Source organism: Paracoccus thiocyanatus (assembly GCF_900156255.1).
Taxonomy (GTDB): Bacteria; Pseudomonadota; Alphaproteobacteria; order Rhodobacterales; family Rhodobacteraceae; genus Paracoccus; species Paracoccus thiocyanatus.
This window is the reverse complement of the sequence record NZ_FTMK01000005.1, coordinates 112,538-137,936: the sequence shown is the minus strand read 5'-3', so window position 1 is coordinate 137,936 and position 25,399 is coordinate 112,538. Positions and strand designations below refer to the sequence as shown.

Here is a 25,399-nt window from a genome sequence, read left to right as displayed (position 1 = left end):
TGTAGCAGATCCGCCGCAGGTTGCGGTTGCTGCTGATGGTTCGCGGCGTTTTGCTGGCGCTGATGCCGGCGGCGGGGTTTTGGGGCATCGCCTGGCTGATCGGCGGGGCGATGATCGTGCCGGCCTTGCGGCTTGGGCGGCGGCGGCCGGTCCAGATTGCGCGGTTGCCGGAGTATTTGGGAAACGGTGAAATGGTCAGGTGCCGCGCGGCTTGGCGCGGGTGGTCGGGTCGGCCTGGGCCGGGTTTTCCGGCCAGGGATGGCGCGGATAGCGGCCGCGCATGTCCTTTCTGACATCGCAATAGCCGCCGGCCCAGAAGCCGGGCAGGTCGGTCGTCACCGCGACGGGCTTGCCGCCGGGCGACAGCATGGTGATGCGCAGCGGCCGGTTGCCGACCATCGGGTGGCGGGCAAGGCCGAAGAGCTCTTGCAGCTTCAATTCGACCGAGGGGGTTTCGTGGTCGTAGTCGATGGGCACCTTGCGGCCGAGCGGCGTGACGAAATGCGCCGGCGCCGCCTGGTCCAGCCGGCGCTGGCCGTCCCAGCCGATGCGCGACTTGAGCGCCTGGGCCAGGTCCGGTCCGCGCAGGTCGGCAAGCGTCCGCATCTTGCCCAGGTAAGGCAGCAGCCAGTCGGGATCGGCCAGCAGGCTGTCGTCATCGACCGGGCCGAGTTCCGGGAGCAGCGCGATCCGCGCCCGCAGCCGGGCGGCGCCGGGGCTCCATGTCAGCCCGTTCGCGCGCAGCCCCTCGAATGCGGCGCGGGCCAGCGCCTGCGGGTCGGGATCGTCCAGCGTCCGGTCGGCCAGCACCAGCGCGCCGAAGCGTTCCTGGCGGCGGGCCAGGATGCGGTTTTCGCGCCGCGACCATTCCACCAGTTCGGCGGTCTCGATGCGGGTGGGGAACAGGGCGCGGATCTCTTCCTCGGTCACGGGGGTGGCCATGCGGATGCGCGCCTCTCGCGTGTCGCCGTCGAGGTCGGTGGCGACGATCAGCCGCTGCGCCGCCAGCGCGTCGCCTTCGGGCAGCGCGGCGCCCTTGCCGCCCGACAGCACATAGCGCGGCTGCTCGCCCTTGCGGCGCTGCCCGATGCGGTCGGGATAGGCCAGCGCCGCCATGGCGCCGGGCGAGAGGCCCGCGCCCTCGCCCGCCATGCGGCGCAGGCGCTTGGCCTCGTCGCGGATGCGATGCAGCGTGCCGGGGTTGGCCGGCCAGGGGTGCCGGTCCTGATAGGCGCGCAGGTCGCGGATCGCCGCCAGGCGCAGGGCCAGGTCGGCGGGCGCGCCGGTCAGCGGATCGCGTTCGGCCATCAGCGCCGCCAAGTCGGCGGCATCGCGCCCGGCGGTGACCAGCATATGCGCCAGCCGCGGATGCAGCGGCAGCGGCGCCAGGCGCCGGCCGTGGTCGGTAATGCGATTCTCGCGGTCCAGCGCGCCGAGATCGCGCAGAAGCGCCCGCGCCTCGGCCAGCGCGGCCTCGGGCGGCGCGGTCAGGAAGGCCAGGTCGCGCCCGTCCGAACCCCAGATCGCCAGTTCCAGCGCCAGGCCCGCCAGGTCGGCCACGGCGATTTCCGGCGGGGCGAATGCGGGCAGCGCGCCTTCCTCGGCCCGCGCCCACATCCGGTAGCAGAGGCCCGGCGCGACCCGGCCGGCGCGGCCGCGGCGCTGTTCTGCCTCGGCGCGGCTGACGCGTTCCGTCACCAGCCGCGACATGCCCGAGCCGGGATCGAAGCGCGCCCGCTGCGCCCGGCCGGCATCGACCACCACCTTCACGTCGGGAATGGTCAGCGAGGTTTCCGCGATCGCGGTCGCCAGCACGATCCGCCGCCGCCCGCCGCCCTGGGGTTGCAGGGCCGCGCGCTGCGCCTTGAAATCCATGGCGCCGTAAAGCGGCAGCACCTCGGCCGGGACGTCCAGCATGGCCTGCACCCGACGGATCTCGCCCTCGCCGGGCAGGAAGGCCAGGATGGTGCCGCCGATGTCGCGGGTCGCCGCCTCGGCATCCGCGATCAGCCGCGCCGCCTCGGGGACCAGCCGGCTGCCTGCGGGCAGCGGACGGGGCAGCCAGCGCGTCTCGACCGGAAAGGCCCGGCCTTCGGAGCGGATGACCGGCGCCGCGTCCATCAGCGCCGCGACCGGCTCGGCATCCAGCGTCGCCGACATCACCAGCAGCGCCAGGTCGGGGCGCAGCGCCTGCCGCGCCTCCCATGCCAGGGCCAGGCCCAGGTCGGCATTCAGGCTGCGTTCGTGGAATTCGTCGAAGATCACGCAGCCGATGCCCGCAAGCTCGGGGTCGGACTGGATCATCCGGGTCAGGATGCCCTCGGTCACGACCTCGATGCGGGCGCCCGCCACCGCCTCGCCGCGGATGCGATAGCCGACGGTGCGGCCCAGCGGCTCGTCCAGCGTCTGGGCCATGCGCTCGGCCGCGGCGCGGGCGGCCAGGCGGCGCGGCTCCAGCATCAGGATGCGGCCGGGGATGGCGGGCAACAGCGCCAGGGGCACGCGCGTGGTCTTGCCCGCCCCCGGCGGCGCCATCAGCACCGCGCGGCCATGGGCGGCCAGCGCGGCGGTCAGGTCAGGCAATACGGCGTCGATGGGCAGTTGCATTCCCGCCTTATGGCAAAGCGTCGCCCAGGCGAAAAGACCTGCCCCTACACATCCGCCGCCGGCCTGCCTATCTTGACCCGGCCAAAGCGAGGGACGGAATGGGTATCGCCGACGATCTGATGCAGGGCCTGGGCATGTCCGACCCGGTGATCCGGCTGGGGGTGACGGGGCTGTCGCGGGCCGGCAAGACCGTGTTCATCACCTCGCTGGTGGCGAATCTGCTGGACCGCGGGCGCATGGCGGCGCTGCGGGCGGCCGCCGACGGCTCGCTGAAAGCCGCCTGGTTGCAGCCGCAGCCCGACGATACCGTGCCGCGATTCGATTACGAACGCCACCTGGCGGCGATGACCGGCCCCGACCCGCATTGGCCCGAGGGCACGCGCCATGTCAGCCAGCTGCGCCTGTCGCTGCGCATCCAGCCGCGCGGACTGATCGCCGGCTGGCGCGGCCAGCAGGTGCTGCATCTGGATATCGTCGACTATCCGGGCGAGTGGCTTCTGGACCTGCGGCTGATGGACAAGGATTTCGACCAATGGTCGCAAGAGGTGCTGGACCGCATGGCCGTCCGTCCGGGGGCCGAGGCGTTCCGCGCCGCGCTGGCCGCCACCGATCCGGGGCGCTTTGACGAGGCTGCCGCGCAGGCGCTGGCCGCGGCCTATACAAGCCACCTGCACCTGGCGCGCGAGGCGGGCTGGTCGGATTGCACCCCCGGCCGCTTCCTGATGCCGGGGGAACTGGAGGGCTCGCCGGCGCTGACCTTCACGCCCTTGCCGCATGAGATGCGGGCGACGCCCCTTGGGCGCGAATTCGCGCGTCGCTTCGGCGCCTACAAGGCGCGGGTCGTGAAGCCGTTCTTCCGCGACCATTTCGCCCGCATCGACCGGCAGGTGGTGCTGATGGACGTGCTGGGCGCCATCCATGCCGGCCCGCCGGCGGTCGAGGACATGCGCCGCGCCATGGCCGACATCCTGACCGCCTTTCGCCCCGGCCGGGCGGGCTGGCTGGCGCAGCTTCTGGGCTCGCGCCGGGTGGGGCGCATCCTGTTTGCCGCGACCAAGGCCGACCACCTGCACCACATCCAGCACCCCCGCCTGACCGCGATCACCGCCGCCATGCTGCGCGAGGCGCGCGACCGCGCCGATTTTTCCGGCGCGCGGACCGAGGCCATGGCCATCGCCTCGCTGCGCACCACCACCGAAGAGGTGATCCGCCAGGACGGCGAGGAACTGCCCGCCGTGCGCGGCACGCTGATGGACGGGCGGCAGGCGGCCTTTTATCCGGGCGAGTTGCCGGCCAACCCGGCCGAACTGCTGGTGCCGGCAAGCCAGGGCGCGGCACGCTGGCTGGACGGCGATTATGCGATCATGAATTTCGCCCCGGCGCCGGGCACGTTGCGGCCGGGCGACGGGCCGCCGCATATCCGGCTGGACCGCGCGGCCGAGTTCCTGATCGGCGACAGGCTGTAGGAGGGCGCCATGGCTGAACCCCCGAAACGCCGCGGCCCGGTGCTGCTGGAACTGGGCGAGGCGCAGGGCGACCAGGCCGCGGCCGCCAGCCCCGCGCCGGCATCGGGCGCCGCCCCGAGTCCCCCCGGCGGATCGGCGCGGCCCGATCCCTTGGCCGCGGCCCCGACCCGCCCCGACCAGCGCGACCGCAAGGCGCCGCGGGCCGAATGGCGCGAGGGCGAACCCGCGCCCTCGCCCGCCGACGCGCCGATGATCGACGGCGGGGGTGCCCTGCCCCTGCCGCAGCCGCGCACCATGCAGCTTGTCGCGCGGCTGGTCGGGCGCGGGCCGTCGCGGCTGACGCGGTTCTTCATCAATAGCGGCGTGGCGCTGTTCACCTTTTTGCTGTCGGTGGCGGCGCTGCGCTATCTGACCGACCTGCTGAACAGCTATCCGCTGCTGGGCTGGATCGGCATCGCGCTGATGGTGCTGTTCTGCCTGGCCGCCCTGGGGATGGCCTGGCGCGAATACCGGGCCTGGTCGCGCTTTGCCGCCATCGACGGCATCAGCCTCGACGCCGGGGCGGCGCTGGCGTCCAGCGACCTTGGGGCGGCGCAGCAGGTGGTGGCGCGGATGGAGAGCCTCTATCGCGCCCGGCCCGAGCTGGAATGGGGCCTCACGCGCCTGCGCGAGCGCAAACCCGATGCCTATGATGCCCAGACGCTGATCGCCCTGGCCGAGACCGAGTTGCTGGCGGCCCTGGACCTTGAGGCCCGGCGCGAGATCGAGGCCGCCGCCCGCACCGTCGCCGCCGCCACCGCGCTGATCCCGCTGGCCCTGGTCGACGTCATCGCGGCGCTGGCCGCGAACCTGCGGATGATCCGCCGCATGGCCGAGATCTATGGCGGCCGCGCCGGCGCCGTCGGCGGCTGGCGGCTGGCGCGCACGGTGATGACGCATCTGATCGCCACCGGCGCGGTCGCCGCCGGCGACGACCTGATCCACACCGTCGCCGGGGGCGGGCTTCTGGCCAAGGTCTCGCGCCGCTTCGGCGAGGGGGTGGTGAACGGCGCCCTGACCGCCCGCGTCGGCATCGCGGCAATGGAGGTCTGCCGGCCGCTGCCCTTTATCCACCAGCCGCGGCCGCGCGTGGGCAACCTGATCGCGCGCGGGCTGAAGGGGCTTTTCGGCGAGGAAGAGGCGAAGTAGGTCCGGGATGCGCCGGTGCAGGAGTATTTGGAAAACGGTGAAAGCGGGCCTTGGGCCTGCGTCGCCGGTGCCGGGGTATCTGGGGAACGAAGAAGCCGCGTTCTCTATCCTTCGCGGCTGGCGTATTGATGGGTCATGAGAGCGCGCCGCCTTGCCCTGTCGCTGATGGCTGCCGTCCTGGTCCTGGGGATCGGGGCGGGGCTGCGGGACCGGCTTGACGATTGGGTCGATGCCACCGCCCTGCCCCGGCTGGACGTGCCGGTGGGGGTCGAGGTGGTGGCGCGCGACGGTTCGCTTTTGCGCGCCTTCCAGGTCGCGGACGGGCGCTGGCGGCTGGATGCGGGGCCGGTCGATTCGTTGTTCGTGGATATGCTGCTGCTATGGGAGGACCGGCGCTTTCAGGACCATGGCGGCGTCGACGCCTGGGCCTTGTTGCGCGCGGGCCGGCAGGCGCTGCGGCATGGGCGGGTGGTTTCGGGCGGCTCGACCCTGACCATGCAGGTCGCCCGCCTGGTCGAGGCGGGGCCGACCGGCCAATGGGCCGGCAAGCTGCGGCAGATGCGGCTGGCCCTGGCGCTGGAACGGCGGCTGGAAAAGCCAAAGATCATGGCGCTTTATCTGCGCCTTGCCCCCTATGGCGCCAATGTCGAGGGCATTCGGGCAGCAAGCCTGCAATGGTTCGGCAAGGAACCGCGGCGGCTGTCGCCGGCCCAGGCCGCGCTGCTGGTCGCGCTGCCGCAATCGCCCGAGACGCGGCGGCCGGATCGCTTTCCAATGGCGGCCAAGCTGGCGCGCGACCGGGTGCTGGCGCGCGCGGCGCGGGCCGGGCTGATCTCGGCCGCCGATGCGCGGGCCGCGATGGCCGAGCCGGTGCCGCGGGTGCGGCGCGCCTTTCCGGCGCTGGCGCCGCTGCTGGCCGCGCGGCTGATGCGCGAACACCCCGGCGCCCTGCGGATCGAGACCACCATCGACCCGCGCCTGCAACGCCGGGCCGAGGCGCTGGCTGCGCGCGCCGTGCAAGGCGCCGGGCGGCGGCTGTCTGCCGCCGTGGTGCTGGCCGATCACCGCACCGGCGAGATCCTGGCCGAGGTCGGCGCCGCCGATTGGACCGACGGCGCATCGGCCGGTTTCGTGGACATGGCGCGGGCCTGGCGCAGCCCCGGATCGACGTTGAAGCCGTTCGTCTATGGGCTGGCCTTCGACGACGGTCTGGCCCATCCCGAGACGCTGATCGAGGACAGGCCGGCCGTGTTCGGCCGCTGGCAGCCGCAGAATTTCGACCATCATTTCCGCGGCACCGTCAGCCTGCGCAACGCGCTGATCTGGTCGCTGAACATCCCGGTGGTGAAGCTGGCCGAGGCCGTGGGGCCGAACCGCATCGCCCAGGCGCTGCGCCGCGGCGGGATGGACCTGCGCCTGCCGGGCGACGCGCCCGGCCTGGCGGTGGTGCTGGGCGGCACGGGCGTGACACTGGAGGGGTTGGCCCAAGGCTATGCCGCCCTGGCCCGCGGTGGGCGCGGGGTCACGCTTTCGGCCCTGCCGGGGGGCAGCGAGGAACGGGCGGCGGCGATGTTCGGCCCGGTCGCCGCCTGGCAGGTCGGGCATATCCTGGCCCAGAACCCCGCCCCGCAGGGCGCCCGGCTGCGGCCGCTGGCCTATAAGACCGGGACCTCATATGGGCATCGCGATGCGCTGGCGGTGGGCTATGACGGCGCGCATGTGGGGGCGGTCTGGCTGGGGCGACCGGACGGCACGCCCGTGCCCGGCGCCTTTGGCGGCGATCTGGCCGCGCCGGTGCTGTTCGACCTGTTCGACGCGCTGCCGGGGGTGGCGCTGGCGCCGCCGCCGCCGCAGGCGCTGACCGTGCCCAACAGCGCCCTGCCTTTGGCCCTGCGCCGCTTTTCCGCGCCGGGCGAGGCCAGCGCCGCCGCCTCCGGCCCGGCCGCGCCGGATGCGCTGCGCCTGACCTATCCGCCCGACGGGGCCGAGATCGACGCCCAGGGCGCCTTGGCCGCCAAGGCGCGGGGCGGGCGCGGGCCATGGACCTTTCTGGTGAACGGCGCGCCTGTCGCCATCGCCCGGCCGCAGCCGGTGGCCAGCCTGCCCCATCCCGGTCCGGGCTTTGCCGAAGTGACGGTGCTTGACGCCCTGGGTGCCTCGGCGACTGCGGCAATCCGGCTGCACTGACGCTATTTGCGCGGGCTATGGCCGGCTTGGCCTTTTATTGGCGGGGATTTGCGACATATTCGCTGCATGCTTCAGATCACCGACCAGATCGCCATCGAGGAATGGGAATTGTCCGAACAGTTCACCCGGTCACAGGGACCGGGCGGGCAGAACGTGAACAAGGTCGAGACGGCGGTCGAGCTGCGCTTCGAGGCCGAGCGGTCGCCGCATCTGGCCCCGCCGGTCAAGGCGCGGCTGAAGCGGCTGGCGGGGCGGCGCTGGACCCAGGACGGCGCCCTGCTGATCCGGGCCGAGGAAACCCGCAGCCAGGCCCGCAACCGCGAAATCGCGCGCGAGCGGCTGGCCGAGCTGATCCGCCAGGCGCTGGTGGCGCCGCGCAAGCGCATCGCCACCCGGCCGACGCTGGGCAGCCAGCGCCGCAGGCTGGCCGCCAAGACCCAGCGCGGCACGGTAAAGGCGATGCGCGGCCGCATCCGCGATGCGGAGGATCCGGCATGATCGTCGCCTTTCGCGACCGGCTGGCGCGGCTGCTGGGCCGCCATCCGGCCGACATGCAGGTCGCCGCCCTGTGCCTGGACGAGCAGACGGGCCAGGTGCTTTTGGTCACGAGCCGCGGCACCGGGCGCTGGATCGTGCCCAAGGGCTGGCCGATGGCCGGCCGCAGCCTGGCCGAGGCCGCCGGGCAGGAAGCCTGGGAAGAGGCCGGCGTCCGAGGCCGCATCGCCCCGGCCGAGATCGGCCGCTATCGCTATGACAAGGACCAGGATCGCGGCTTTGCCATTCCCATCGAGGTGCGGGTATTCCCGCTTTACGTCGACCGGCTGGAGCCGCAATTCCCCGAGTCGCAAGAGCGCCTGCGCCGCTGGTTCGCGCCCGAAGAGGCCGCCCGCCTGGTGGCCGAGACCGGGTTGAAGCAGATCCTGCGCCGCCTGCCCGCCGCGGCCCAGCGGCCCCCGCCGGCATGAGGCGCGAACCCCGCGAATACCGTACGCTCGACAAGGACCTGCGCCGCGTCACCCATGCCGAGCGCGCGGTGCTGCATTCCGCGCGCCCGCTGTGGCGGATCGGGCTGGCGCTGATCTTCATCGCCGCCGCCAGCTATGTCGGAACCAGCCTTTTCGCCGGGCAGCCCGCGCTTGGCATCCTGGCGGCCGGCATGGCGGTGGCGGCCTATCTGGCGCTGTCGATCGGCGGCAACGACGTGGCCAACGCCCTGGGGCCCGCGGTCGGCGCCGGGGCCATCGGCATGACCAGCGGCCTGCTGCTGGTCGCGGGCATGGAGGTGCTGGGCGCCGTCGTCGCCGGCAGCGCCGTGACCGCCACCCTGACCGAAGGGCTGGTCGGCAGCACCCTGGGCGAGGGCGAGGCGACGGCGCGGATGATGCTGGCGGCGCTGCTGGCAGCGGGAAGCTGGATCAGCCTGGCGACCTGGCTTGGCGCGCCGGTCAGCACCACGCATTCGGTGGTCGGCGCCATCGCGGGCGCGGGGCTGGCCACCTTTGGCCTGGGCGCGGTCAACTGGCCGGCCATGGCCATGATCGCCTTTGGCTGGATCGTCTCGCCGCTGGTTTCGGCGCTGATGGCGGCGGGGCTGTTGGCCCTGTTGCGCCGGCTGGTCATGGACCGGCGGGACCGCGTCGCCGCCGCCCGGACCTGGATGCCGGTGGTCGTGGGCCTTGCCTCGGCCATGCTGGCGGGCGTGGCGGAACTGGCCTGGCACGGCACCGGCCTGGCGGCCAACGCGGCGCTGGCGCTGGCCTGCGGGGCGCTAGGCTGGCTTTACACCCGCCGCCGGCTGCGGCAGCAGGCCCGCGCCGGGGCGGGCGGGCGGCTGGCGATGAAGCAGTTGCTGGCCGTGCCGCTGGCGGCCGCGGCGCTGGTCATGGGTTTCGCCCATGGCGCCAACGACACTTCGAACGTGGCGGCGCCGCTGACCATCATCCTCGACAGCCTGTCGGCCGGGGGCGGCGGCGACCTGCGCGCCCGGCTGGTGCTGCTGCTGGGCGGGGTGGGGATCGCGCTGGGAGTGCTGCTGTTCGGGCGGCGGCTGGTGCATATGGTCGGCAGCCGGATCACGCGGCTGAACTCGGCGCGGGCGCTTTGCGTGTCCCTGGCGACGGCGGCAACGGTGCTTGGCGCCTCGCTTCTGGGGCTTCCGGTATCAAGCACCCATGTCGCGGTGGGCGGCGTGTTCGGCGTCGGCTTCTACCGGGAATGGCGCGACCGCCGGCTGGCGGCGAACCGCCCGCCCCTGCCCGCCGAGGAACGCCGCCGCCGGCATCTGGTCCGCCGCTCTTACATGCGGATGATCCTGGGGGCCTGGCTGGTGACGGTTCCGGCGGCGGCGGCGCTGGCCGCGGCCATGGTGCGCTTCGCCGGGCTCTGACCTGGCGTCGCGAATCGCCGCCGCGGCCGCGCGCCCCGCCGGCCCTGCCGCAGCCCGGCCTTTACAGCCGCGGCCCGCCGCCCTATCTCTGCGCGATCATGGCCACGAAATCCGACCCCAACTACAAGATCATCGCCGAGAACCGCCGGGCGCGCTTCGATTACTTCATCGAAAGCGATCTCGAGGTCGGCATCGTGCTGACCGGGTCCGAGGTGAAAAGCCTGCGCACCGGCCAGTCCAACATCGCCGAAAGCTATGCCTCGGTGGAACAGGGCGAGCTGTGGCTGATCAACGCCCATATTGCCGCCTACAAGCAGGCCGGCGTTTTCGGGCACGAGGAACGGCGCCGCCGCAAGCTGCTGGTCTCGCGCAAGGAGCTTGCCCGCCTGTGGCAGGCCATCGGGCGCGAAGGCATGACGCTGGTGCCGCTGGTGATGTATTTCAACGACCGCGGCAAGGTAAAGCTGAAGATCGGCGTGGCCAAGGGCAAGAAGAACCACGACAAGCGCGAAACCGACGCGAAACGCGACTGGAACCGGCAAAAACAGCGTTTGCTGAAGCAGGGATAAGCCTTGCCGCCCCGCGCGGCTGCGGTTACATCGGTGTCGTTTCTGCGCATGCGCGAGGGAAGGCTGATGTCCACCGATTCCGAGGATCCGAAACTGCTGGTCTCGACCGGCTGGCTGGCGGCCCATCTGAACGACCCCGACCTGCGTGTCATCGACGCCACCTGGTTCCTGGAGCCGGGCCGCGACGCGCAGGCCGAATACATGGCCGCCCATATTCCCGGCGCCCGCTTCTTCGACATCGACGCGATTGCCGACAAGCGCAGCGAACTGCCGCATATGGCACCGCAGCCGGAAATGTTCATCAGCCGCATGCGCGCCATGGGCATCGGCGACGGCCATCAGGTGGTGGTCTATGACAATTCGCCCATGCGCTCGGCCGCGCGGGTCTGGTGGACCTTCAAGCTGATGGGCAAGCAGGACGTGGCGGTGCTGGACGGCGGCCTGGGCAAATGGCTGGCCGAAGGCCGCCCGACCGAGGACATGCCCCCCGTCATGCGCGACCGCCACATCACCGTGCAGCGCCAGGCGGGCCTGGTGCGCGACGTGACCCAGGTCGCCGCCGCCAGCAAGCTGGCCGATCACGAGATCGTCGATGCCCGCGCCGCCGACCGTTTCCGCGGCGAGGCGCCCGAGCCGCGCCCCTGCCTGCGCCTGGGCCATATCCCCGGCGCAAGGAACCTGCCCTTCGCCCGGCTTTACAGCCCGGACGGCACGATGAAATCCCCCGACGCGCTGCGCGCCGAATTCCAGGCCGCCGGCGTAGACCTGTCCAAGCCCGTCATCGCCACCTGCGGCTCGGGGGTGACGGCGGCCTCGCTGTTCCTGGCGCTTGAACGCATCGGGCACCGCGACCATTCGCTCTATGACGGCGGCTGGGCCGAATGGGGCAACTTCCCCGACCTTAAAATCGCAACCGGAGACGCGTGATGCTGGGCAATCTGAAACCGCAGGCCGCAGACAAGATCCTGGCCCTGATGGGTGAATTCAAGGCCGATCCCCGCCAGGGCAAGATCGACCTGGGCGTGGGCGTCTACAAGGACCCGACCGGCCACACCCCGATCATGCGCGCCGTCCACGCCGCCGAACAGCGCATGCTGGAGTCCGAGACGACCAAAAGCTATGCCGGCCTGTCGGGCGAACCCGAATTCCACAAGGCCATGGGCGAATTGATCCTGGGCCAGGGCCTGAAACCCGAAACCACCGCGACCCTGGCCACGGTCGGCGGCACCGGCGCCATCCGCCAGGCGCTGGAACTGGCGCGGATGGCGAACCCGGATCTGCGGGTCTTTGTCAGCGATCCGACCTGGCCCAACCATATCTCGATCATGAATTTCATGGGCCTGCCGGTCCAGACCTACCGCTATTTCGACGCCGGGACCCGCGGCGTCGATTTCGACGGCATGAAGGCCGACATCGCCCAGGCGAAAAAGGGCGACGTGGTGCTGCTGCACGGCTGCTGCCACAACCCGACCGGCGCCAACCTGACGGCGGAGCAATGGGCCGAGGTGGCCTCGATCCTGGAAAACACCGGGGCGCTGCCGCTGATCGACCTGGCCTATCAGGGCTTCGGCGATGGGCTGGAAGAGGACGCGGCCGGCACCCGGCTGATCGCCTCGCGCCTGCCCGAGGTGCTGGTCGCCGCCTCGTGCAGCAAGAATTTCGGCATCTACCGCGAACGCACCGGCTGCCTTTTGGCGCTTTGCGCCGATGCGGCGACGCGCGACTTGGCCCAGGGCGCCATGGCCTTCCTGAACCGGCAGACCTATTCCTTCCCGCCCTTCCACGGCGCCAAGATCGTCTCGACCGTGCTAAGCACCCCGGATCTGCGCGCCGACTGGATGGCGGAACTGGAAGCCGTGCGCAGCGGCATGCTGCGCCTGCGCGAACAACTGGCGGCCGAATTGCGCGACCTTTCGGGTTCGGACCGCTTCGACTTCGTCGCCCGGCATCGCGGCATGTTCTCGCGCCTTGGCGCCACGCCGGAACAGGTCCAGCGCATCAAGCAGGATTTCGGCATCTACATGGTGGGCGATTCGCGCATCAACATCGCCGGGCTGAACCAGGACACCATCCCGGTCCTGGCCCGCGCCATCATCGAGGTGGGGGTGTAAGCCACCGCAACCACCGCAGGGGGGCGCCGAAAACGGCGCCCTTTTTCATTCCAACCTGCCGATCAGGACAGGCCAGGCGCAACGACAATCCAGTTGCCAGACGCGAGCCTGCTGCCTAGAACTGGGGTAGGCACGGCTGTTCAAGAGGTTACAATGTCAGAGAGTTTCGTTCCGCCCTGTCTGCCGACCTCAAGGCGCTGCTTTACGACCTGGCGCAATTCACGGTGAAGGTCGGAGAGGTCGTGGTCGCCATCGGCCGACGCATGGTCAGCATCGCCATGTGGCTGGCGCAGACGATTCCCAATACCGCCCTGGGCGTGGCCGTCGCGCTGGCGTTGACAGCGGTGATAGGTGCGATCCCCCTTGGGGTCGGAACGGTTCTTACGCTGATACTGAACAAGCTTCTGCTGCTGATCGGCCTTACTGCCGGCGCGATAGAGGACATCCGCGAGCACGCGATGAAAGATGCGATGGACCGCATGGCCCAGCAATTCGCGGCCTTCAAAAGCGGGGTCGTGGCATGACAACGGAACAGGACCAGATCGGCGAATTCGCCGACGTGAAACGCGTCATCGCCAACGACCTGAAGTTCAAGGCCCGGCTGGGCATTCGCGAGGACGCCTTTGCTTCGGTGAAACTCGGCAAGACCATCGGCAGCCTGTCGGACCTGGGTGGCGCCGCGGCTACCGGGGCCGGTATCGCGCAATCGGGGGCCGTCGCGTCGACCTTCTTTGCCAAGTCGGGACTGATGGGCGTCCTGAGTATCGGGGGTGCGGCGACTCTGGTGGGCTGGGTCATCGCCGCGGCGCTTGTCAGCGGTGGCGCCTATTACGGGGTGACGCGGCTCTTCAAGGGCTACGAGGATTCCCGCGTCGAGGTGGTGCCCCGGTTCCTGAACACCCCCATCGACCTGCTGGGCGCCTCGATGCTGGACCTGATGGGATCGCTGTCCTTGAAGGTCGCGGCGATGGACGGGCAAGTCGACCCGCGCGAGGTCGCCGTCATCCGAGATTACTTCATCCACGACTGGGGCTATGACGCGGATTACGTCGGCCATGCCCTGATGCTTTTGCAGGAGAACGCCGAGAAATCCCGGCTGGCCGAGATGACCCAGGCATTGGCCGAATTCGTCCATGCCAACCCCGACTGCAAGTTCACCGCCATCCAGCAGGAGATCAAGGTGCTGCTGCATGAGATCGCCCAGGCCGATGGCAAGCTGGACGAGCGCGAGGACATGGCCATCGAGCGCATCCTGCGGGCGCTGGACGAACAGAATTCGATCCGCGCCTCGGTCGGTCGCGCGGCCTCGGGGACAGTCGCGGCGGCATCATCGGCGGCGGGCTGGATCGGCAGCAAGTTCGGCCTAGGCAAGACCTAGCGGCCCAGCTTGCGGTCGATATAGTCCCGCAATTCCTCGATCTCGGTCAGGCTTTCGCGCAATTGCCCCTGGGTGGCGCGCAGTTCCGCCTCGGCGGTGGACAGGCGCGCGACCAGGTCGGCCTCGCGCGTTTCCAGTTCGGCGACGGCGCGGCCGCGCTCCTCCTCGGCCTCGTGCAATTGCTGCGCCATGCTTTCCAGCTCGCCCATCTCGGCGCGGGTGACGCGGGACAGGCGGTGGACCAGCCAGCTTGCGAACCAGCCCAGCATGAAGGCGGCGAACAGGACGATCGCGATGGCGATGATGAATTCGGTGCGGTTCATGCGGATGACTTCACGGCAAGGGGTTGCGGGTCACGGCGTCTGGGGCCGCGGCAGGGGCCGGTTCACATGCAGGGCATCGCGCAAGGGCATGGTTCCGGCCGCTATCGCGGCGCCGACCAGCGCCTGCTGTGCCGGCCGGGTGGCGGCCAGCGCGGGGTCGACGGGACCGCCTGCCGCCTGGGGCAGCAAGCTTGCCGCCGGCAGGGTCGCGGCCCGCACCGCCGGCAGTTCCGGCAGGCCGGCCTGCTGCGCCGGCTGGCTGGCCACGCGCAAGGGATCGGCCCCCGACGCCAGCAACCGCACCGGCTGGGTCGCGGCGAACAGCGCCATCTGCGGGTCGGTGGGCACACCCAGGGCCGGACCTATGGCCGCGGTGGCGGCATGCAGCGCGGCCGCGGCGGCGCGCGCGGCCACCGCCTCGGGGCTGTCGGTCACGCCCTTGACCAGTTCGGCCGGGGCCGGCGCCACGGTGACGACCGGCTCTTCGGCCAGCAGCAGGAACTCGATGCGGCGGTTTGCCTCGCGCCCGGCATCGGTGTCATTGTCGGCGATGGGCCGGCTTTCGCCATAGCCTTTCGCGGTCAGGTTGGCGATGACGATCCCCGCCTCGGCCATGGCGCCCAGCACCGCCTGGGCGCGGGCGCGGGACAGTTCGGCGTTGAAGCCTTCGGAGCCTTGCGAATCGGTATGGCCGCCGATCTCGATGCGGAAATCCGAACATAGCGCCATCGTCTCGGCCAGCCGCGCCAGGGTCGGGGCAGGATCGCCGGCGATGACCGATTTGTTCGGCTCGAAGCCGATCTCGGATTGCTGCATTGCGGCGTTAAGCCGGTCCACGCATTCCCGGCCCGATGGCAGGCCCAGCAGCGGGTCCTTGCGCCGGTCATAGCGGATCGCCAGCTCATAGCGCGCGCCCGCGCCCAGCCGCTGCGCCAGCCGCGCCGCCGCCACGTCCGAGGCGGTCTGGCTGCCGGAAACCCCCTTGATGCGCACCAGATCGCCTGTCACTTGGGCTTCGCCACGTTCCAGCCCGTCCAGCGCCTCAAGCGCGGCGATGGCGCGCAGCGTCCAGCCATCGGGAACCGAGGCATCGCTGCGCAGCGCGCTGTCCACCTGGCCAAAGCGCGCCCGCGCCAGGCTTTCGACAGCATCGCGCATGCGTTCATCGGCGATGCGGCCGCGCAGGCTTAGCCCGTCGGGGGCCAGCACGGCGGAAAACTCGGCCGGCCCGGCCGCGGCCGCCTGGCCCGAGGTTTCGTGCCGCGCGCCAAGGGTAAAGGGCGGGGGCAGCGCCGCCTCCAGCCGGCCGGCTGCCTCGTTGAAGGCCGCCGCCTCGACCTGCGGCGGCACAATAAGCGCCACGTCCGCGTCCGAAATCGTGACCGAACCCGCCCCCAGCGCCGCCACGGCGCGGATGGCCGGCACGGCCGCATCGGCCCAGCGGGACGATGGCGCGCCCAGGCCCAGCGTGCATTGCAAGTCGCCCGAGGCGCCGGCATCACGCCCGGCCCCAAGGATGCGCTCGCGCGCCGCTTCGTCATCGGCGGCGCAGGCGTCGAAGCGGGCGCCGGCATCATCCTTGACGAAGCGCAGGGTAAAGGGCGCGATCACCGGGCGCGGCGCGGTGATCGTGGCCGCCAGCGTGACATCCGCCGGCTTGGCGCGGTTCAGCGCCGCCTCCAGCACGGCCTTTTCGCGCGGGCTTGCGGTGACCGCGCGGACCGAGACCTTGCCCGCCGCGATCGAGACCTTGGCCTGGCCGGCCATCTGCGCGGCCTTCAGGCCAAAGGCAAAGGCGTCCTGCCAGCCGGCGGGAACCGGATAATCGGCGGCCTCCATCAGGTCCGAAACCTGGACGGCGCCGGTCTGGCGCTTCAACCGCTCGACCAGCCGGGCGCGGTCCAGGCTGGCGGGCACCAGCCCGATGATCGAGACGCCCTGCTCGTTGCGCAAAAGCTCGACCTCGAAGGCCGGGGTGGCCAGTTCGGCGCGGGCAACGACCTGCATCCTGTCGACGACCCGCTCGGGGCCGACCAGCGCTTCGGCCTGGGCGCGGGCGCGAAACCGCTGCACCTCGTCCGGGGCGACGCCTTCCAGACGGACCTGCAAGCCGTCGGTGGCGATTTCGACCCATTCGAAATCGGCCAGGGCGCTGTGCATGTTTCGGACGGTGCGGGTCTCGACCAGGTCCGCACCGGCGCGCGCGCCCAGAAAGGACATGCCCGCCGCCGCGACAAGGGCGACCAGGCTGACGGCAAGGACGGGGCCGCGCCGTGCGGATCTGGGTGCGGATCGCTGGGCTTTGGCCATCCAGGAACCTTCGGGCTGTTTTTCGATCCGCCGCATGTAATCCCTGCGCCGGATTTTCGCAATCAGACCAGCCCCGCCAAGGCAAGAAACAGCGCAACCAGCAGCCCCGCGTCGCGGTTGCTGCGGAAAAGCCGCAGGCAGGTGGCGCTGTCGGTCATCTTCAGCCGCCACAACTGCCGGGCCAGATGCGCGGCAAAGCCCACGACGCCCAGCAGGCCAAGCGTCAGCCCCAGCCCCTGCGGCGCCGCCGCCATCACCGCCAGCCCCAGCAGCAGAACCGAGGCGGTGCCAAAGCCCGCCAGCCAGCGCGGCGTGTCGGCCCCGAACAGTCGGGCGGTGGATTTGACGCCGATCAGCGCGTCGTCATCGGCATCCTGATGGGCATAGATGGTGTCGTAAAAGATCGTCCAGCAGATCCCCGCCAGATAGGCCAGCACCGGCGCAGGGGCCAGGTTGCCCATATGCGCCGCCCAGGCCAGAAGCACGCCCCAGTTGAAGGCCAGGCCCAGAAACACCTGCGGCCACCAGGTGAAGCGCTTGGCAAAGGGATAGATCGCCACCAGGGCCAGCGAGCCCACGCCCAGCGCGATGGCCGCCCCGCCCAACGTCAAGAGCAGCGCCAGCCCGGCCAGCGACTGGGCCACCAGCCAGGCCAGCGCCCCCCGGACCGTGACCTGCCCCGAGGGGATCGGCCGCAACCGCGTGCGCGCCACCTTGTCGTCGATGTCGCGATCGGTGATGTCGTTCCAGGTGCAGCCCGCGCCGCGCATCAGCACCGCGCCCGCGCCGCAGGCGACCGCGATCCACAGGTCGCGCCATTCCGGCCCGTCGGCCATCATCGCCAGCCCGATGCCCCACCAGCAGGGCAGCAGCAACAGCCAGGTGCCGATCGGCCGGTCGGCGCGCGACAGGCGCAGCCACGGCCTCCAGTCCGGGGGGGCATGGCGGTCCACCCAATTGTCGGGCGGCGCGTCGGCGACAGTGCTTGTGCCCTCTGGCGTCTGACGGTCTGTCTGCATTAGGCTGCGCCCCATCATGGCGAAAATCAGACTGTTCATAGATCACCCGCTGGCCCAGGGACAAGGCGTCGGGCTGAATCCCGACCAGGCGCATTACCTGTCGGCGGTCATGCGGCAGGCGCCGGGGGCCGAGATCCTGGTCTTCAACGGGCGGGACGGCGAATGGCTGGCGCGGATCGAGCGGCTGGCAAAGCGCCAGGGCGCGCTGACGGCGCTGCGGCAGACGGCGCCGCAGTTGAACCCGCCGGACCTGTGGCTGGTCTTTGCCCCGATCAAGAAGGCGCGCACCGATTTCATCGTCGAAAAGGCCGCCGAGATGGGCGCGGCCCGCATCCTGCCGGTCCAGACCGACCATACCAATGCCGAGCGTATCCGCCAGGACCGCTTGCAGGCCCATGCCGTCGAGGCGGCCGAGCAATGCGGCGGCACCTTTGTCCCCGAGGTCTGCGACCTGGCGCCGCTGCCCAGGCTGCTGGACGGCTGGGACGCGGCGCGGCGCATCCTGTGGGCCGACGAGGCGCTGGCCGGCCCCGCGCAAGTGCTGTCGGCCCTGCCGCCGGGGCCTTGGGCGATTCTCATCGGCCCCGAAGGCGGCTGGTCCGAGGCCGAGCGCCACCGGCTTTCGGCGATGGATTGCGTCACCCCCGTGGCGCTGGGGCCGCGCATCCTGCGCGCCGACACGGCGGCCGTTGCGTCAATGGCGTTGTGGCAGGCGGCCCTGGGCGATTGGCGCTGAACGAATCCGTTCGAATCGTGCAAGCTTCCTGCGAAAATAGCGCCTTTGACAACAGGATGTTGCACCGCAGCCGGATTTCCGCAGGCTTTGCGCAAAACTTTAACAATCCCGGCATCTTATGCACAAGCTGCATGGCTGGAATGCCGGTTTGTCCATAGTTTTCGCAAATTGCCCGGCCTATATGCTGATCATCAACGAAGCGCCCGATGAACGGGCAATGATCTCAAGGTGAAAAACTATGTCGGCGATTGACACGAACCGCATCCATGGCGGGGCGGGCTCTATCGGTATTGGCTCGAAAATCTGGGCGGCCCTGTCTGCCTGGAACGATGTGCGGATGACTCGGAACGCGCTGAACCGTCTTACGGATCGCGAACTCGACGATATCGGCCTGTGCCGCGGCGATATCGAGCGGATCGCGCGCGCCCGCTAAGCTGGCGGTTGAAGGCGCGAAAACGGCTGCGGCACGCCCGCAGGCTGTTTCCCGGCCCGGATGGGCAAGACGACCAGGCGGCCCCGCAAGGCCGCCTTCCGTATTTTCGGCGGGGCGTTTGCGGCGATCAGCCGCGCCGGACGACCAGGGTGGACCATTCGCCCAGGTCGTCGCGCCGCTCCAGCGCCAGGCCGCCTGCCGCATAGGCGGCGATCACCTCATCGGCCTGGGTGGCAAGGATGCCCGACAGGATCGCCCGGCCGCCCGGCGCAATATGGCGCGCCATGTCCGGCACCAGGTCGATCAGCGGCTGTTTCAGGATATTGGCGAAAACCAGGTCGAAGGGCGCCGCGCCCTCGATCAGCGGATGGTCGAAACCCACCGCCTCGACGCATTCGACGCGCCCGTCCAGCCCGTTGGCAATGACATTGGCGCGCGCCACGTCCACCGCCTGCGGGTCGATGTCACCCGCCAGCACGATCACCGGAAAGGACCGCGCCGCCGCCATGGCCAGCACGGCCGTGCCGCAGCCGATGTCCACGATGCGCCGCGGCTCGATCCCCTGGCCGATCATGCGGTCCAGCGCCAGCAGGCAGCCCTTGGTCGTGGCGTGATGGCCGGTGCCAAAGGCCATCGCCGCCTCGATCAGCAGCGCCTCGGCACCCTGGGGCACCTTGTCGGCGTCATGGCCGCCATGGACGAAAAATCGTCCGGCCTCGACCGGGGTCAATTCGCGCCGCACATGCGCGACCCAATCCACCTCGGGCAGTTCCGAGACGACGAAGGGCTGCGCATCCCAGGCCGCGGCCAGCAGCGCCAGCGCCACCGCGTCGGGGTTTTCGGTGAAGTAAAGCCCCACCTCCCAGCGGCCCGATCCGTCCTCGATCTCGAAGACGCCGCTGCCGACGGGTTCGGGGGTCAGTTCCTCGCCCGCCTCGGCAAGCGCCTCGGCGGCGTCGCGTCCGATGGTATGGGTCAGCGCGGTCCAGGTCGGCATTCAAAGTCCCTCGGCTATATCGGTCAGGGGTGCTTTGACACCCGTGCCGCGCAAGCCGCAATAGCCGTTCGGATAACGGTCCAGATATTGCTGGTGGTCGTCCTCGGCCCGCCAGAAGGGGCCGGCAGGAATGATCTCGGTGGTGATCTGCGGATAGCCCTCGACCGCCAGCCGGTTGCTGTAATCGGCCTTGCTGAGTTCCGCCGCCGCCTTCTGGCTGTCGTTGAACACCATGATGAGCGAGCGGTATTGCGACCCCACGTCATTGCCCTGGCGGTTGCCCTGGGTCGGATCGTGGTTTTCCCAGAAGATCTGCAACAGCCGCTCATAGCTGACGCGCGAGCTGTCATAGACGACGCGCACCGCCTCGGCATGGCCGGTTCCGCCGGCGCAGACCTGGTGATAGCTGGGGTTATCGACCGTGCCGCCGGCAAAGCCGACCTCGGTCAGCCAGACGCCCTCTTGCTGCCAGAACAGCCGCTCGACGCCCCAGTAACAGCCCATGCCGAAGATCGCCTGATCATAGCCTTTCGGCATCTCGGCATCCAGCGGCCGGCCGAAGATCCTGTGAATGGGGGCGCTCATGGTGCAGTCCTTTCGCATGTCATGCCGCATTAGGTAGGGGCGGCAACCCCACCGTGCAACGCCAGAGTGCCGCGGCGGGTTGCCGGGCGGGGGCCGCTTCTGCCAGATTGCAGGTCATCGACCCCGCAGGAGACGCCGATGCGACCCGGACCGCGAAACCTGATCACCGACGTTTCCGGCCTGCGGGTCGGCAATGCCCGCGACGACGCGCTGCGCTCGGGCAGCACCGTGCTTTTGGCCGAGACGCCCTTTGCCTGCGGCTTCAACGTCATGGGCGGCGCGCCCGGCACGCGCGAAACCGAATTGCTGGCCCCCGACAAGCTGGTGCAAGGGGTGGATGCGCTGGTGCTGTCGGGCGGCTCGGCCTTTGGGCTGGCCGCCTGCGACGGGGTGGCGGCGGGGCTGCGCGCCATGGGGCGGGGCTTTGCCGTCGGGCCGGTGCGCGTGCCGATCGTGCCCGGCGCCATCGTCTTCGACCTGCTGAACGGCGGCGACAAGGATTGGGACGAAAACCCCTATCCCGCCCTTGGCCGCAGGGCGCTGGAGACCGCCGGGGCCGATTTCGCGCTTGGCAGCGAGGGCGCGGGCACCGGCGCGATGACGCAGCGCTGGAAGGGCGGGCTCGGCTCGGCCTCGGCGGTGCTGGAAGGCGGCATCACCGTCGGCGCGCTGGTGGTGGTGAACGCGCTGGGATCGGTGACTGCGGGCCAGACGCGGCAGTTCTGGGCCGCGCCATGGGAATTGGGCGACGAATTCGGCGGGCTGGGCCTTGCCGGCCCCTACCCCGCCGCGCATGAGCCCAGCCCGGCCAAGCGGCTGGGCGAGGCCACGACCATCGCCATCGTCGCCACCGACGCGGCGCTGGACAAGGCCGGGCTGACGCGGCTGGCGACGGCCGCACAGGACGGCATGGCCCGCGCCATCGTGCCCAGCCATACGCCCTTTGACGGCGACCTGGTCTTTGCCGTCTCGACCGGCGCGAAACCCCTGCCCGATCCGGCGCTGGACCCGTTCCGGCTGGGCCATGCCGCGGCCTGCACATTGGCCCGCGCCATCGCCCGCGGCGTCCATGCCGCCAGCCCGCGGCCGGGCGACCTGCAACCCTGCTGGCACCAGGGCTAGGCGCTACTCCACCGTCACCGATTTCGCCAGGTTGCGCGGCTGGTCCACATCGGTGCCCTTGGCGACCGCGGTGTGATAGGCCAGATACTGCATCGGCACCGCGTAAAGGATCGGCTGGAACATGCCCCCGCCCATGGGCATGGCCAGCCCGGCATGGGTGCCCTGGCCGCCCGCCTCCAGCCCGGCCGCATCGGAAATCAGCAGCACCTGCCCGTGGCGCGCCATCACCTCTTGCATGTTCGAGACGGTCTTTTCGAACAGCGCGTCGCGCGGCGCCAGCACCACCACCGGCACGTTGCGGTCGATCAGCGCGATGGGACCATGCTTCAACTCGCCCGAGGCATAGCCCTCGGCATGGATATAGCTGAGCTCCTTGAGCTTCAGCGCCCCTTCCAGCGCCACCGGGTAAAGCGCGCCGCGGCCCAGATACAGCACGTCCTGCGCCTCGGAAAGCCAGCCGGCCAGGCGGCGGCATTCGTCGCTGACCGCCAGCGCTTGGTTCAGCAGCCCCGGCAGCGCGCGCAGGTCCGCCAGATGCGCGGCCAGCTCGGCCTCCGAGATGCGGCCGCGGTCGCGCGCCGCCTTCAAGGCCAGCACCGCCAGCACGGCAAGCTGGCAGGTGAAAGCCTTGGACGAGGCGACGCCGACCTCGATCCCGGCCAGCGTCGGCAGGGCGATGTCGGCATCGCGCGCGATGGCCGAGGTGCCGACGTTCACCACCCCCACCGTGCGCGCCACCTTGTCGCGGGCGTAATGCAGCGCGGCCAGCGTGTCGGCCGTCTCGCCCGACTGGCTGACGAAGATCGCCCAGCTTTGCGGCGAAAGCGGCGGCTCGCGATAGCGGAACTCGGACGCCACGTCGAGGTCGCAGGGCAGGCCCGCCAGCGTCTCGAACCAGTAGCGCGCGACATGGGCGGCGTAATAGGCGGTGCCGCAGCCGACCAGGGTCAGCCGGTCCGCGTCGCGAAAATCCAGCGCCTCGGGCAGGACGATCCGGTCGCCCTTGATGTAATGGTTCAACGCGTCGCCCAGCACCACCGGCTGCTCGGCGATCTCCTTGGCCATGAAATGCCGGTAGCCGGCCTTGTCGATCTGGGTCGCGCCCACGTCGATCTGCTGGATCTCGCGATTGGCGGGGCGGCCCTCGGCGTCGAAGATCTCGGCCCCCGCGCGGCGGATGATGGCGTGGTCCCCGTCTTCCAGATAGGTGATGCGGTCGGTGAAGGGCGCCAGCGCCACCGCGTCCGAACCAAGGAACATCTCGCCCGTGCCATGGCCCACGGCCAGCGGGCTGCCCTTGCGGGCGGCGATCATCAGGTCGGGCTCGCCCTCGAACAGGAAGGCCAGGGCAAAGGCGCCGTGCAGGCGCGAAAGCGTCGCCCGCGCCGCCTCGACGGGCGACAGGCCCTGGTCCATGTGCCAGGCGGTCAGCAGCGCCACCGTCTCGGTATCGGTCTGCGATTCCGGCTGCATGCCCAGCCGCGTCACCTCGTCGCGCAATTCGCGGAAATTCTCGATGATGCCGTTATGGACGACGGCAACCGGGCCGCGGCGATGGGGATGGGCATTGGCCTCGGTCGCCGCGCCATGGGTGGCCCAGCGGGTATGGCCGATGCCGGCATGTCCCGTCAGCGGCTCGTGCACCAGCCGGTCGGACAGGTTCACCAGCTTGCCCACGGCGCGGCGGCGGTCCAGCCGCCCCGAGGCGTCCACCGTCGCCACCCCGGCGCTGTCATAGCCGCGATATTCCAGCCGCTTCAGCGCCTCGACCAGTTGCGGCGAAACCTCGTGTTCGCCCAGGATTCCGATGATGCCGCACATGTCAGTTCCCTTTCTTCTGGCGCAGGGCCTGCATCAGCCGCGTGGCAAGGCCGGGCTTTGTCACCTGCTGGGCGCGTCCCAGCGCCAGCGCATCGTCCGGCACGTCCTGGGTGATGACCGAGCCCGAGCCGGTCATCGCCCGCGCCCCCACCCGCACCGGCGCCACCAGCATGGTATCCGAGCCGATGAAGGCATGGGCGCCGATCTCGGTCCGGTGCTTGCCGACGCCGTCGTAATTGCAGGTCACGGTCCCGGCGCCGATATTCGTCGCCTCGCCGATATGGGCATCACCCAGATAGGTCAGGTGGCCGACCTTGACGCCCTCGTCCAGCACCGAATTCTTGATCTCGACGAAATTGCCGACATGCACGTCGCCGCCCAGCTCCGCGCCGGGCCGCAGCCGGGCAAAGGGGCCGACGGTGGCGCCGGCGCTGACATGGCAGCCCTCAAGGTGGCAAAAGGGCAGGATCTCGGCGCCGCTTTCCACGGTCACGCCGGGGCCGAAGACCACGTTCTGCCCGATCACCGCGTCGCGGCCGATGCAGGTGTCCAGCGCGAACCAGACCGTCGCGGGGTCGGCAAGCGTCACGCCGTCTTCCAGCGCCTGGGCGCGGGCGCGGGCCTGAAAGGCGGCCTCGGCCTGCGCCAGTTCGGTGCGGGTGTTGATGCCCAGCGTCTCGGCTTCGTCGCAGGTGACGACCTCGACCCGGTGGCCGGCCTCGCGCGCCAGGGCGGGCAGATCGGTCAGGTAATATTCCCCCGCCGCGTTGCGGTTGCCGATCCGGGGCAGGAATGCGCGCAAAAGCGCCGCATCCGCCGCCAGCACACCGGAATTGACCAGGCGGATGGCGCGCGTCGCCTCGTCTGCGTCCTTGTATTCGACGATCCGCTCCAGCCCCTCGGGGCCGGTGACAAGGCGGCCGTAGCGGCCGGGGTCGGCGGCCTCGAAGCCCAGCACCACCACGTCGGCGGGATGGGCGGCAAGGCTTGCCAGCGTTTCCTGCCCGATAAAGGGCGTGTCGCCGTAAAGCACGATCACCCGGCCCTCGAAACCCTTTAGCGCCGGCAGGGCCTGGCTGACCGCATGGGCGGTGCCAAGCTGCTGGTCCTGCAAGGCGATCTGCGCATCAGGGTCGAGCTTGGCGACGGCCTTGGCCACCGCCGGGGCGCCATGGCCGGCGACGACGACCACCGCCTGGGGCTCCAGCACCCTGCCGGCGGCAAGCGCATGGGCGACCAGCGGCAGGCCGCCCAGCCGGTGCAGCACCTTGGGCAGGTCCGACTGCATGCGGCTGCCCTGTCCGGCGGCCAGCACGATCAGCGCGACGGGTTTCTCGGTCATCTCTGCCCTCTTGCCTGTTCCTTATCCTTGCCGGGCGTTCTACCTAGAGCGCGGCATCCGGGAAAGGCCCCGGCGGATCAAACATCTTGACGGAAGGTTACAGCATGGCGGGAACGGTGGTCTTCGATCTGGACGGCACGCTGGCCGATACCTCGGGCGACCTGATCGCGGCGGCCAATGCCTGCTTTGCCGCGCGCGGGCTGGGGGCACTGCTGGACCCGGTGGGGGACGCGCTGATCGCCTTTCACGGCGGCCGGGCCATGCTGCGCGCGGGCTATGGCCGCATGTCCGGCGACCACCTGCTGCCCCCCGGCGCCGAGGACGAGGATTACCTGCGCCTGCTGGACCATTACGGCCAGGCGATCGCCGTGCATACAAAACTATATCCGGGGGCCGAAACGGCGCTGGACCGGCTGGCAGGCGCCGGGCACCGGCTTGCGGTCTGCACCAACAAGCCCGAGGCGCTGGCCGAAACCCTGCTGCAAGAACTGGGCATCCGCGACCGTTTCGCGGCGATGATCGGCGCCGACACCCTGCCGGTGCGCAAGCCCGATCCGCGCCCCTACCAGGCCGCGGTCGAGGCGGCGGGCGGCACGGTGGCGCAATCCTTCCTGGTCGGCGATACCGAAACCGACCGCAAGACCGCCGCCGCCGCCGGCGTGCGGGTGGCGCTGGTCGGCTTTGGCCCCGAGGGCGAGGCGCTGCGCCGCTTGGCCCCCGAAGCCCTGCTGGCGCATTTCGACGACCTGCCGGACCTGGCCGCCGACTGGCTGGGCTGAGGGCTGGCGGGGCGAAAGACGACAAAGGGGGCCGCAAAGG

At 70.5% G+C, this 25,399-nt stretch carries 23 protein-coding genes; 15 read left to right on the top strand and 8 right to left on the bottom strand.

Features of this window, described 5'->3' with window-relative positions; genetic code table 11:
* Positions 1-195: 195 nt before the first annotated feature.
* Positions 196-2,607, bottom strand: a complete 2,412-nt coding sequence (hrpB, locus tag F3H32_RS05850) for an ATP-dependent helicase HrpB (RefSeq protein ID WP_149765027.1) — start codon at positions 2,605-2,607, stop codon at positions 196-198.
* A gap of 98 nt (positions 2,608-2,705) precedes the next feature.
* On the opposite strand from hrpB, the gene F3H32_RS05845 reads away from it, so the two are divergent.
* From F3H32_RS05845 to F3H32_RS05795, 11 genes are all read left to right on the top strand, one after another.
* Positions 2,706-4,073 (top strand): YcjX family GTP-binding protein, encoded by a 1,368-nt coding sequence (locus F3H32_RS05845; RefSeq protein ID WP_149765026.1) that lies wholly within the window; start codon positions 2,706-2,708, stop codon positions 4,071-4,073.
* Positions 4,074-4,082: 9 nt separating this feature from the next.
* The gene (locus F3H32_RS05840; protein ID WP_149765025.1) at positions 4,083-5,261 is read left to right on the top strand and encodes a YcjF family protein; all 1,179 of its coding nucleotides are present in this window, start codon (positions 4,083-4,085) and stop codon (positions 5,259-5,261) included.
* Between the two features lie 135 nt (positions 5,262-5,396).
* Positions 5,397-7,448 (top strand): penicillin-binding protein 1C, encoded by a 2,052-nt coding sequence (pbpC, locus tag F3H32_RS05835; RefSeq protein WP_149765024.1) that lies wholly within the window; start codon positions 5,397-5,399, stop codon positions 7,446-7,448.
* Positions 7,449-7,514: 66 nt separating this feature from the next.
* On the top strand, positions 7,515-7,946 hold the full coding sequence (gene arfB, locus F3H32_RS05830; protein WP_115757371.1) for an alternative ribosome rescue aminoacyl-tRNA hydrolase ArfB: 432 nt from the start codon (positions 7,515-7,517) through the stop codon (positions 7,944-7,946).
* Positions 7,943-8,413 (top strand): NUDIX hydrolase, encoded by a 471-nt coding sequence (locus tag F3H32_RS05825; RefSeq protein WP_149765023.1) that lies wholly within the window; start codon positions 7,943-7,945, stop codon positions 8,411-8,413. The genes arfB and F3H32_RS05825 overlap by 4 nt, the downstream gene beginning before the upstream one ends.
* Complete coding sequence (locus tag F3H32_RS05820) at positions 8,410-9,834, top strand: inorganic phosphate transporter (protein WP_149765022.1); 1,425 nt, start codon at positions 8,410-8,412, stop codon at positions 9,832-9,834. Before F3H32_RS05825 ends, F3H32_RS05820 begins: the two co-directional genes overlap by 4 nt.
* Before the next feature lie 98 nt (positions 9,835-9,932).
* Positions 9,933-10,403, top strand: a complete 471-nt coding sequence (smpB, locus tag F3H32_RS05815) for an SsrA-binding protein SmpB (protein ID WP_115757137.1) — start codon at positions 9,933-9,935, stop codon at positions 10,401-10,403.
* 66 nt (positions 10,404-10,469) lie between these two features.
* Entirely contained in the window at positions 10,470-11,330 is an 861-nt protein-coding gene (gene sseA, locus F3H32_RS05810) for a 3-mercaptopyruvate sulfurtransferase (RefSeq protein ID WP_149765021.1), read from the top strand.
* Entirely contained in the window at positions 11,330-12,514 is a 1,185-nt protein-coding gene (locus F3H32_RS05805) for an amino acid aminotransferase (RefSeq protein WP_149765020.1), read from the top strand. Before sseA ends, F3H32_RS05805 begins: the two co-directional genes overlap by 1 nt.
* 263 nt (positions 12,515-12,777) lie before the next feature.
* Entirely contained in the window at positions 12,778-13,038 is a 261-nt protein-coding gene (locus tag F3H32_RS05800; RefSeq protein WP_223191355.1) for a hypothetical protein, read from the top strand.
* Positions 13,035-13,892: a TerB family tellurite resistance protein gene (locus F3H32_RS05795; RefSeq protein ID WP_149765019.1), complete on the top strand. Its 858-nt coding sequence runs from the start codon at positions 13,035-13,037 to the stop codon at positions 13,890-13,892. The genes F3H32_RS05800 and F3H32_RS05795 overlap by 4 nt, the downstream gene beginning before the upstream one ends.
* On the opposite strand, the gene F3H32_RS05790 is transcribed toward F3H32_RS05795, so the two are convergent.
* The 3 genes from F3H32_RS05790 to ubiA all read right to left on the bottom strand — a co-directional run bounded on the left by F3H32_RS05790 (position 13,889) and on the right by ubiA (position 17,544).
* Complete coding sequence (locus F3H32_RS05790; RefSeq protein WP_149765018.1) at positions 13,889-14,215, bottom strand: hypothetical protein; 327 nt, start codon at positions 14,213-14,215, stop codon at positions 13,889-13,891. The two genes, F3H32_RS05795 and F3H32_RS05790, sit on opposite strands and share 4 nt — an antisense overlap.
* A gap of 30 nt (positions 14,216-14,245) precedes the next feature.
* Positions 14,246-16,525, bottom strand: coding sequence for an OmpA family protein (locus F3H32_RS05785; RefSeq protein ID WP_223191354.1), 2,280 nt, complete (start codon positions 16,523-16,525; stop codon positions 14,246-14,248).
* A gap of 62 nt (positions 16,526-16,587) precedes the next feature.
* A complete protein-coding gene (ubiA, locus tag F3H32_RS05780) occupies positions 16,588-17,544 on the bottom strand; it encodes a 4-hydroxybenzoate octaprenyltransferase (protein ID WP_149765016.1) in 957 nt (318 codons plus the stop codon).
* A 16-nt stretch (positions 17,545-17,560) separates the two neighbouring features.
* On the opposite strand from ubiA, the gene F3H32_RS05775 reads away from it, so the two are divergent.
* Both F3H32_RS05775 and F3H32_RS05770 read left to right on the top strand, forming a co-directional pair.
* Positions 17,561-18,280, top strand: coding sequence for a 16S rRNA (uracil(1498)-N(3))-methyltransferase (locus F3H32_RS05775; RefSeq protein WP_149765015.1), 720 nt, complete (start codon positions 17,561-17,563; stop codon positions 18,278-18,280).
* 238 nt (positions 18,281-18,518) lie between these two features.
* A complete protein-coding gene (locus tag F3H32_RS05770; RefSeq protein WP_115755462.1) occupies positions 18,519-18,713 on the top strand; it encodes a DUF1127 domain-containing protein in 195 nt (64 codons plus the stop codon).
* A 127-nt stretch (positions 18,714-18,840) separates the two neighbouring features.
* On the opposite strand, the gene F3H32_RS05765 is transcribed toward F3H32_RS05770, so the two are convergent.
* Both F3H32_RS05765 and msrA read right to left on the bottom strand, forming a co-directional pair.
* Positions 18,841-19,710, bottom strand: a complete 870-nt coding sequence (locus tag F3H32_RS05765) for a 50S ribosomal protein L11 methyltransferase (RefSeq protein WP_149765014.1) — start codon at positions 19,708-19,710, stop codon at positions 18,841-18,843.
* Positions 19,711-20,295: a peptide-methionine (S)-S-oxide reductase MsrA gene (gene msrA / locus F3H32_RS05760; RefSeq protein WP_149765013.1), complete on the bottom strand. Its 585-nt coding sequence runs from the start codon at positions 20,293-20,295 to the stop codon at positions 19,711-19,713.
* Between the two features lie 138 nt (positions 20,296-20,433).
* Between msrA and F3H32_RS05755 the strand changes: the two genes are divergently transcribed.
* Positions 20,434-21,417, top strand: coding sequence for a P1 family peptidase (locus F3H32_RS05755; protein ID WP_149765012.1), 984 nt, complete (start codon positions 20,434-20,436; stop codon positions 21,415-21,417).
* A 3-nt stretch (positions 21,418-21,420) separates the two neighbouring features.
* On the opposite strand, the gene glmS is transcribed toward F3H32_RS05755, so the two are convergent.
* A complete protein-coding gene (glmS, locus tag F3H32_RS05750; protein ID WP_149765011.1) occupies positions 21,421-23,238 on the bottom strand; it encodes a glutamine--fructose-6-phosphate transaminase (isomerizing) in 1,818 nt (605 codons plus the stop codon).
* A gap of 1 nt (position 23,239) precedes the next feature.
* Positions 23,240-24,580: a bifunctional UDP-N-acetylglucosamine diphosphorylase/glucosamine-1-phosphate N-acetyltransferase GlmU gene (gene glmU, locus F3H32_RS05745; RefSeq protein ID WP_149765010.1), complete on the bottom strand. Its 1,341-nt coding sequence runs from the start codon at positions 24,578-24,580 to the stop codon at positions 23,240-23,242.
* A 104-nt stretch (positions 24,581-24,684) separates the two neighbouring features.
* On the opposite strand from glmU, the gene F3H32_RS05740 reads away from it, so the two are divergent.
* Positions 24,685-25,359, top strand: coding sequence for an HAD-IA family hydrolase (locus F3H32_RS05740; protein ID WP_149765009.1), 675 nt, complete (start codon positions 24,685-24,687; stop codon positions 25,357-25,359).
* The last annotated feature ends 40 nt before the right edge of the window (positions 25,360-25,399 follow it).

Excerpts from the sequence above, each read along its gene's own strand:
- F3H32_RS05740 (WP_149765009.1), top strand. The coding sequence starts at position 24,685 with ATGGCGGGAACGGTGGTCTTCGATCTGGACGGCACGCTGGCCGATACC.
- pbpC (WP_149765024.1), top strand. The coding sequence starts at position 5,397 with ATGAGAGCGCGCCGCCTTGCCCTGTCGCTGATGGCTGCCGTCCTGGTC.
- F3H32_RS05845 (WP_149765026.1), top strand. The coding sequence starts at position 2,706 with ATGGGTATCGCCGACGATCTGATGCAGGGCCTGGGCATGTCCGACCCG.
- F3H32_RS05825 (WP_149765023.1), top strand. The coding sequence starts at position 7,943 with ATGATCGTCGCCTTTCGCGACCGGCTGGCGCGGCTGCTGGGCCGCCAT.
- F3H32_RS05765 (WP_149765014.1), bottom strand. The coding sequence starts at position 19,710 with ATGCCGACCTGGACCGCGCTGACCCATACCATCGGACGCGACGCCGCC.
- F3H32_RS05820 (WP_149765022.1), top strand. The coding sequence starts at position 8,410 with ATGAGGCGCGAACCCCGCGAATACCGTACGCTCGACAAGGACCTGCGC.
- arfB (WP_115757371.1), top strand. The coding sequence starts at position 7,515 with ATGCTTCAGATCACCGACCAGATCGCCATCGAGGAATGGGAATTGTCC.
- msrA (WP_149765013.1), bottom strand. The coding sequence starts at position 20,295 with ATGAGCGCCCCCATTCACAGGATCTTCGGCCGGCCGCTGGATGCCGAG.
- hrpB (WP_149765027.1), bottom strand. The coding sequence starts at position 2,607 with ATGCAACTGCCCATCGACGCCGTATTGCCTGACCTGACCGCCGCGCTG.
- F3H32_RS05785 (WP_223191354.1), bottom strand. The coding sequence starts at position 16,525 with ATGGCCAAAGCCCAGCGATCCGCACCCAGATCCGCACGGCGCGGCCCC.
- sseA (WP_149765021.1), top strand. The coding sequence starts at position 10,470 with ATGTCCACCGATTCCGAGGATCCGAAACTGCTGGTCTCGACCGGCTGG.
- smpB (WP_115757137.1), top strand. The coding sequence starts at position 9,933 with ATGGCCACGAAATCCGACCCCAACTACAAGATCATCGCCGAGAACCGC.
- F3H32_RS05755 (WP_149765012.1), top strand. The coding sequence starts at position 20,434 with ATGCGACCCGGACCGCGAAACCTGATCACCGACGTTTCCGGCCTGCGG.
- ubiA (WP_149765016.1), bottom strand. The coding sequence starts at position 17,544 with ATGCAGACAGACCGTCAGACGCCAGAGGGCACAAGCACTGTCGCCGAC.
- F3H32_RS05840 (WP_149765025.1), top strand. The coding sequence starts at position 4,083 with ATGGCTGAACCCCCGAAACGCCGCGGCCCGGTGCTGCTGGAACTGGGC.
- F3H32_RS05795 (WP_149765019.1), top strand. The coding sequence starts at position 13,035 with ATGACAACGGAACAGGACCAGATCGGCGAATTCGCCGACGTGAAACGC.
- glmS (WP_149765011.1), bottom strand. The coding sequence starts at position 23,238 with ATGTGCGGCATCATCGGAATCCTGGGCGAACACGAGGTTTCGCCGCAA.
- F3H32_RS05790 (WP_149765018.1), bottom strand. The coding sequence starts at position 14,215 with ATGAACCGCACCGAATTCATCATCGCCATCGCGATCGTCCTGTTCGCC.
- F3H32_RS05775 (WP_149765015.1), top strand. The coding sequence starts at position 17,561 with ATGGCGAAAATCAGACTGTTCATAGATCACCCGCTGGCCCAGGGACAA.
- glmU (WP_149765010.1), bottom strand. The coding sequence starts at position 24,580 with ATGACCGAGAAACCCGTCGCGCTGATCGTGCTGGCCGCCGGACAGGGC.
- F3H32_RS05805 (WP_149765020.1), top strand. The coding sequence starts at position 11,330 with ATGCTGGGCAATCTGAAACCGCAGGCCGCAGACAAGATCCTGGCCCTG.
- F3H32_RS05800 (WP_223191355.1), top strand. The coding sequence starts at position 12,778 with ATGGTCAGCATCGCCATGTGGCTGGCGCAGACGATTCCCAATACCGCC.
- F3H32_RS05770 (WP_115755462.1), top strand. The coding sequence starts at position 18,519 with ATGTCGGCGATTGACACGAACCGCATCCATGGCGGGGCGGGCTCTATC.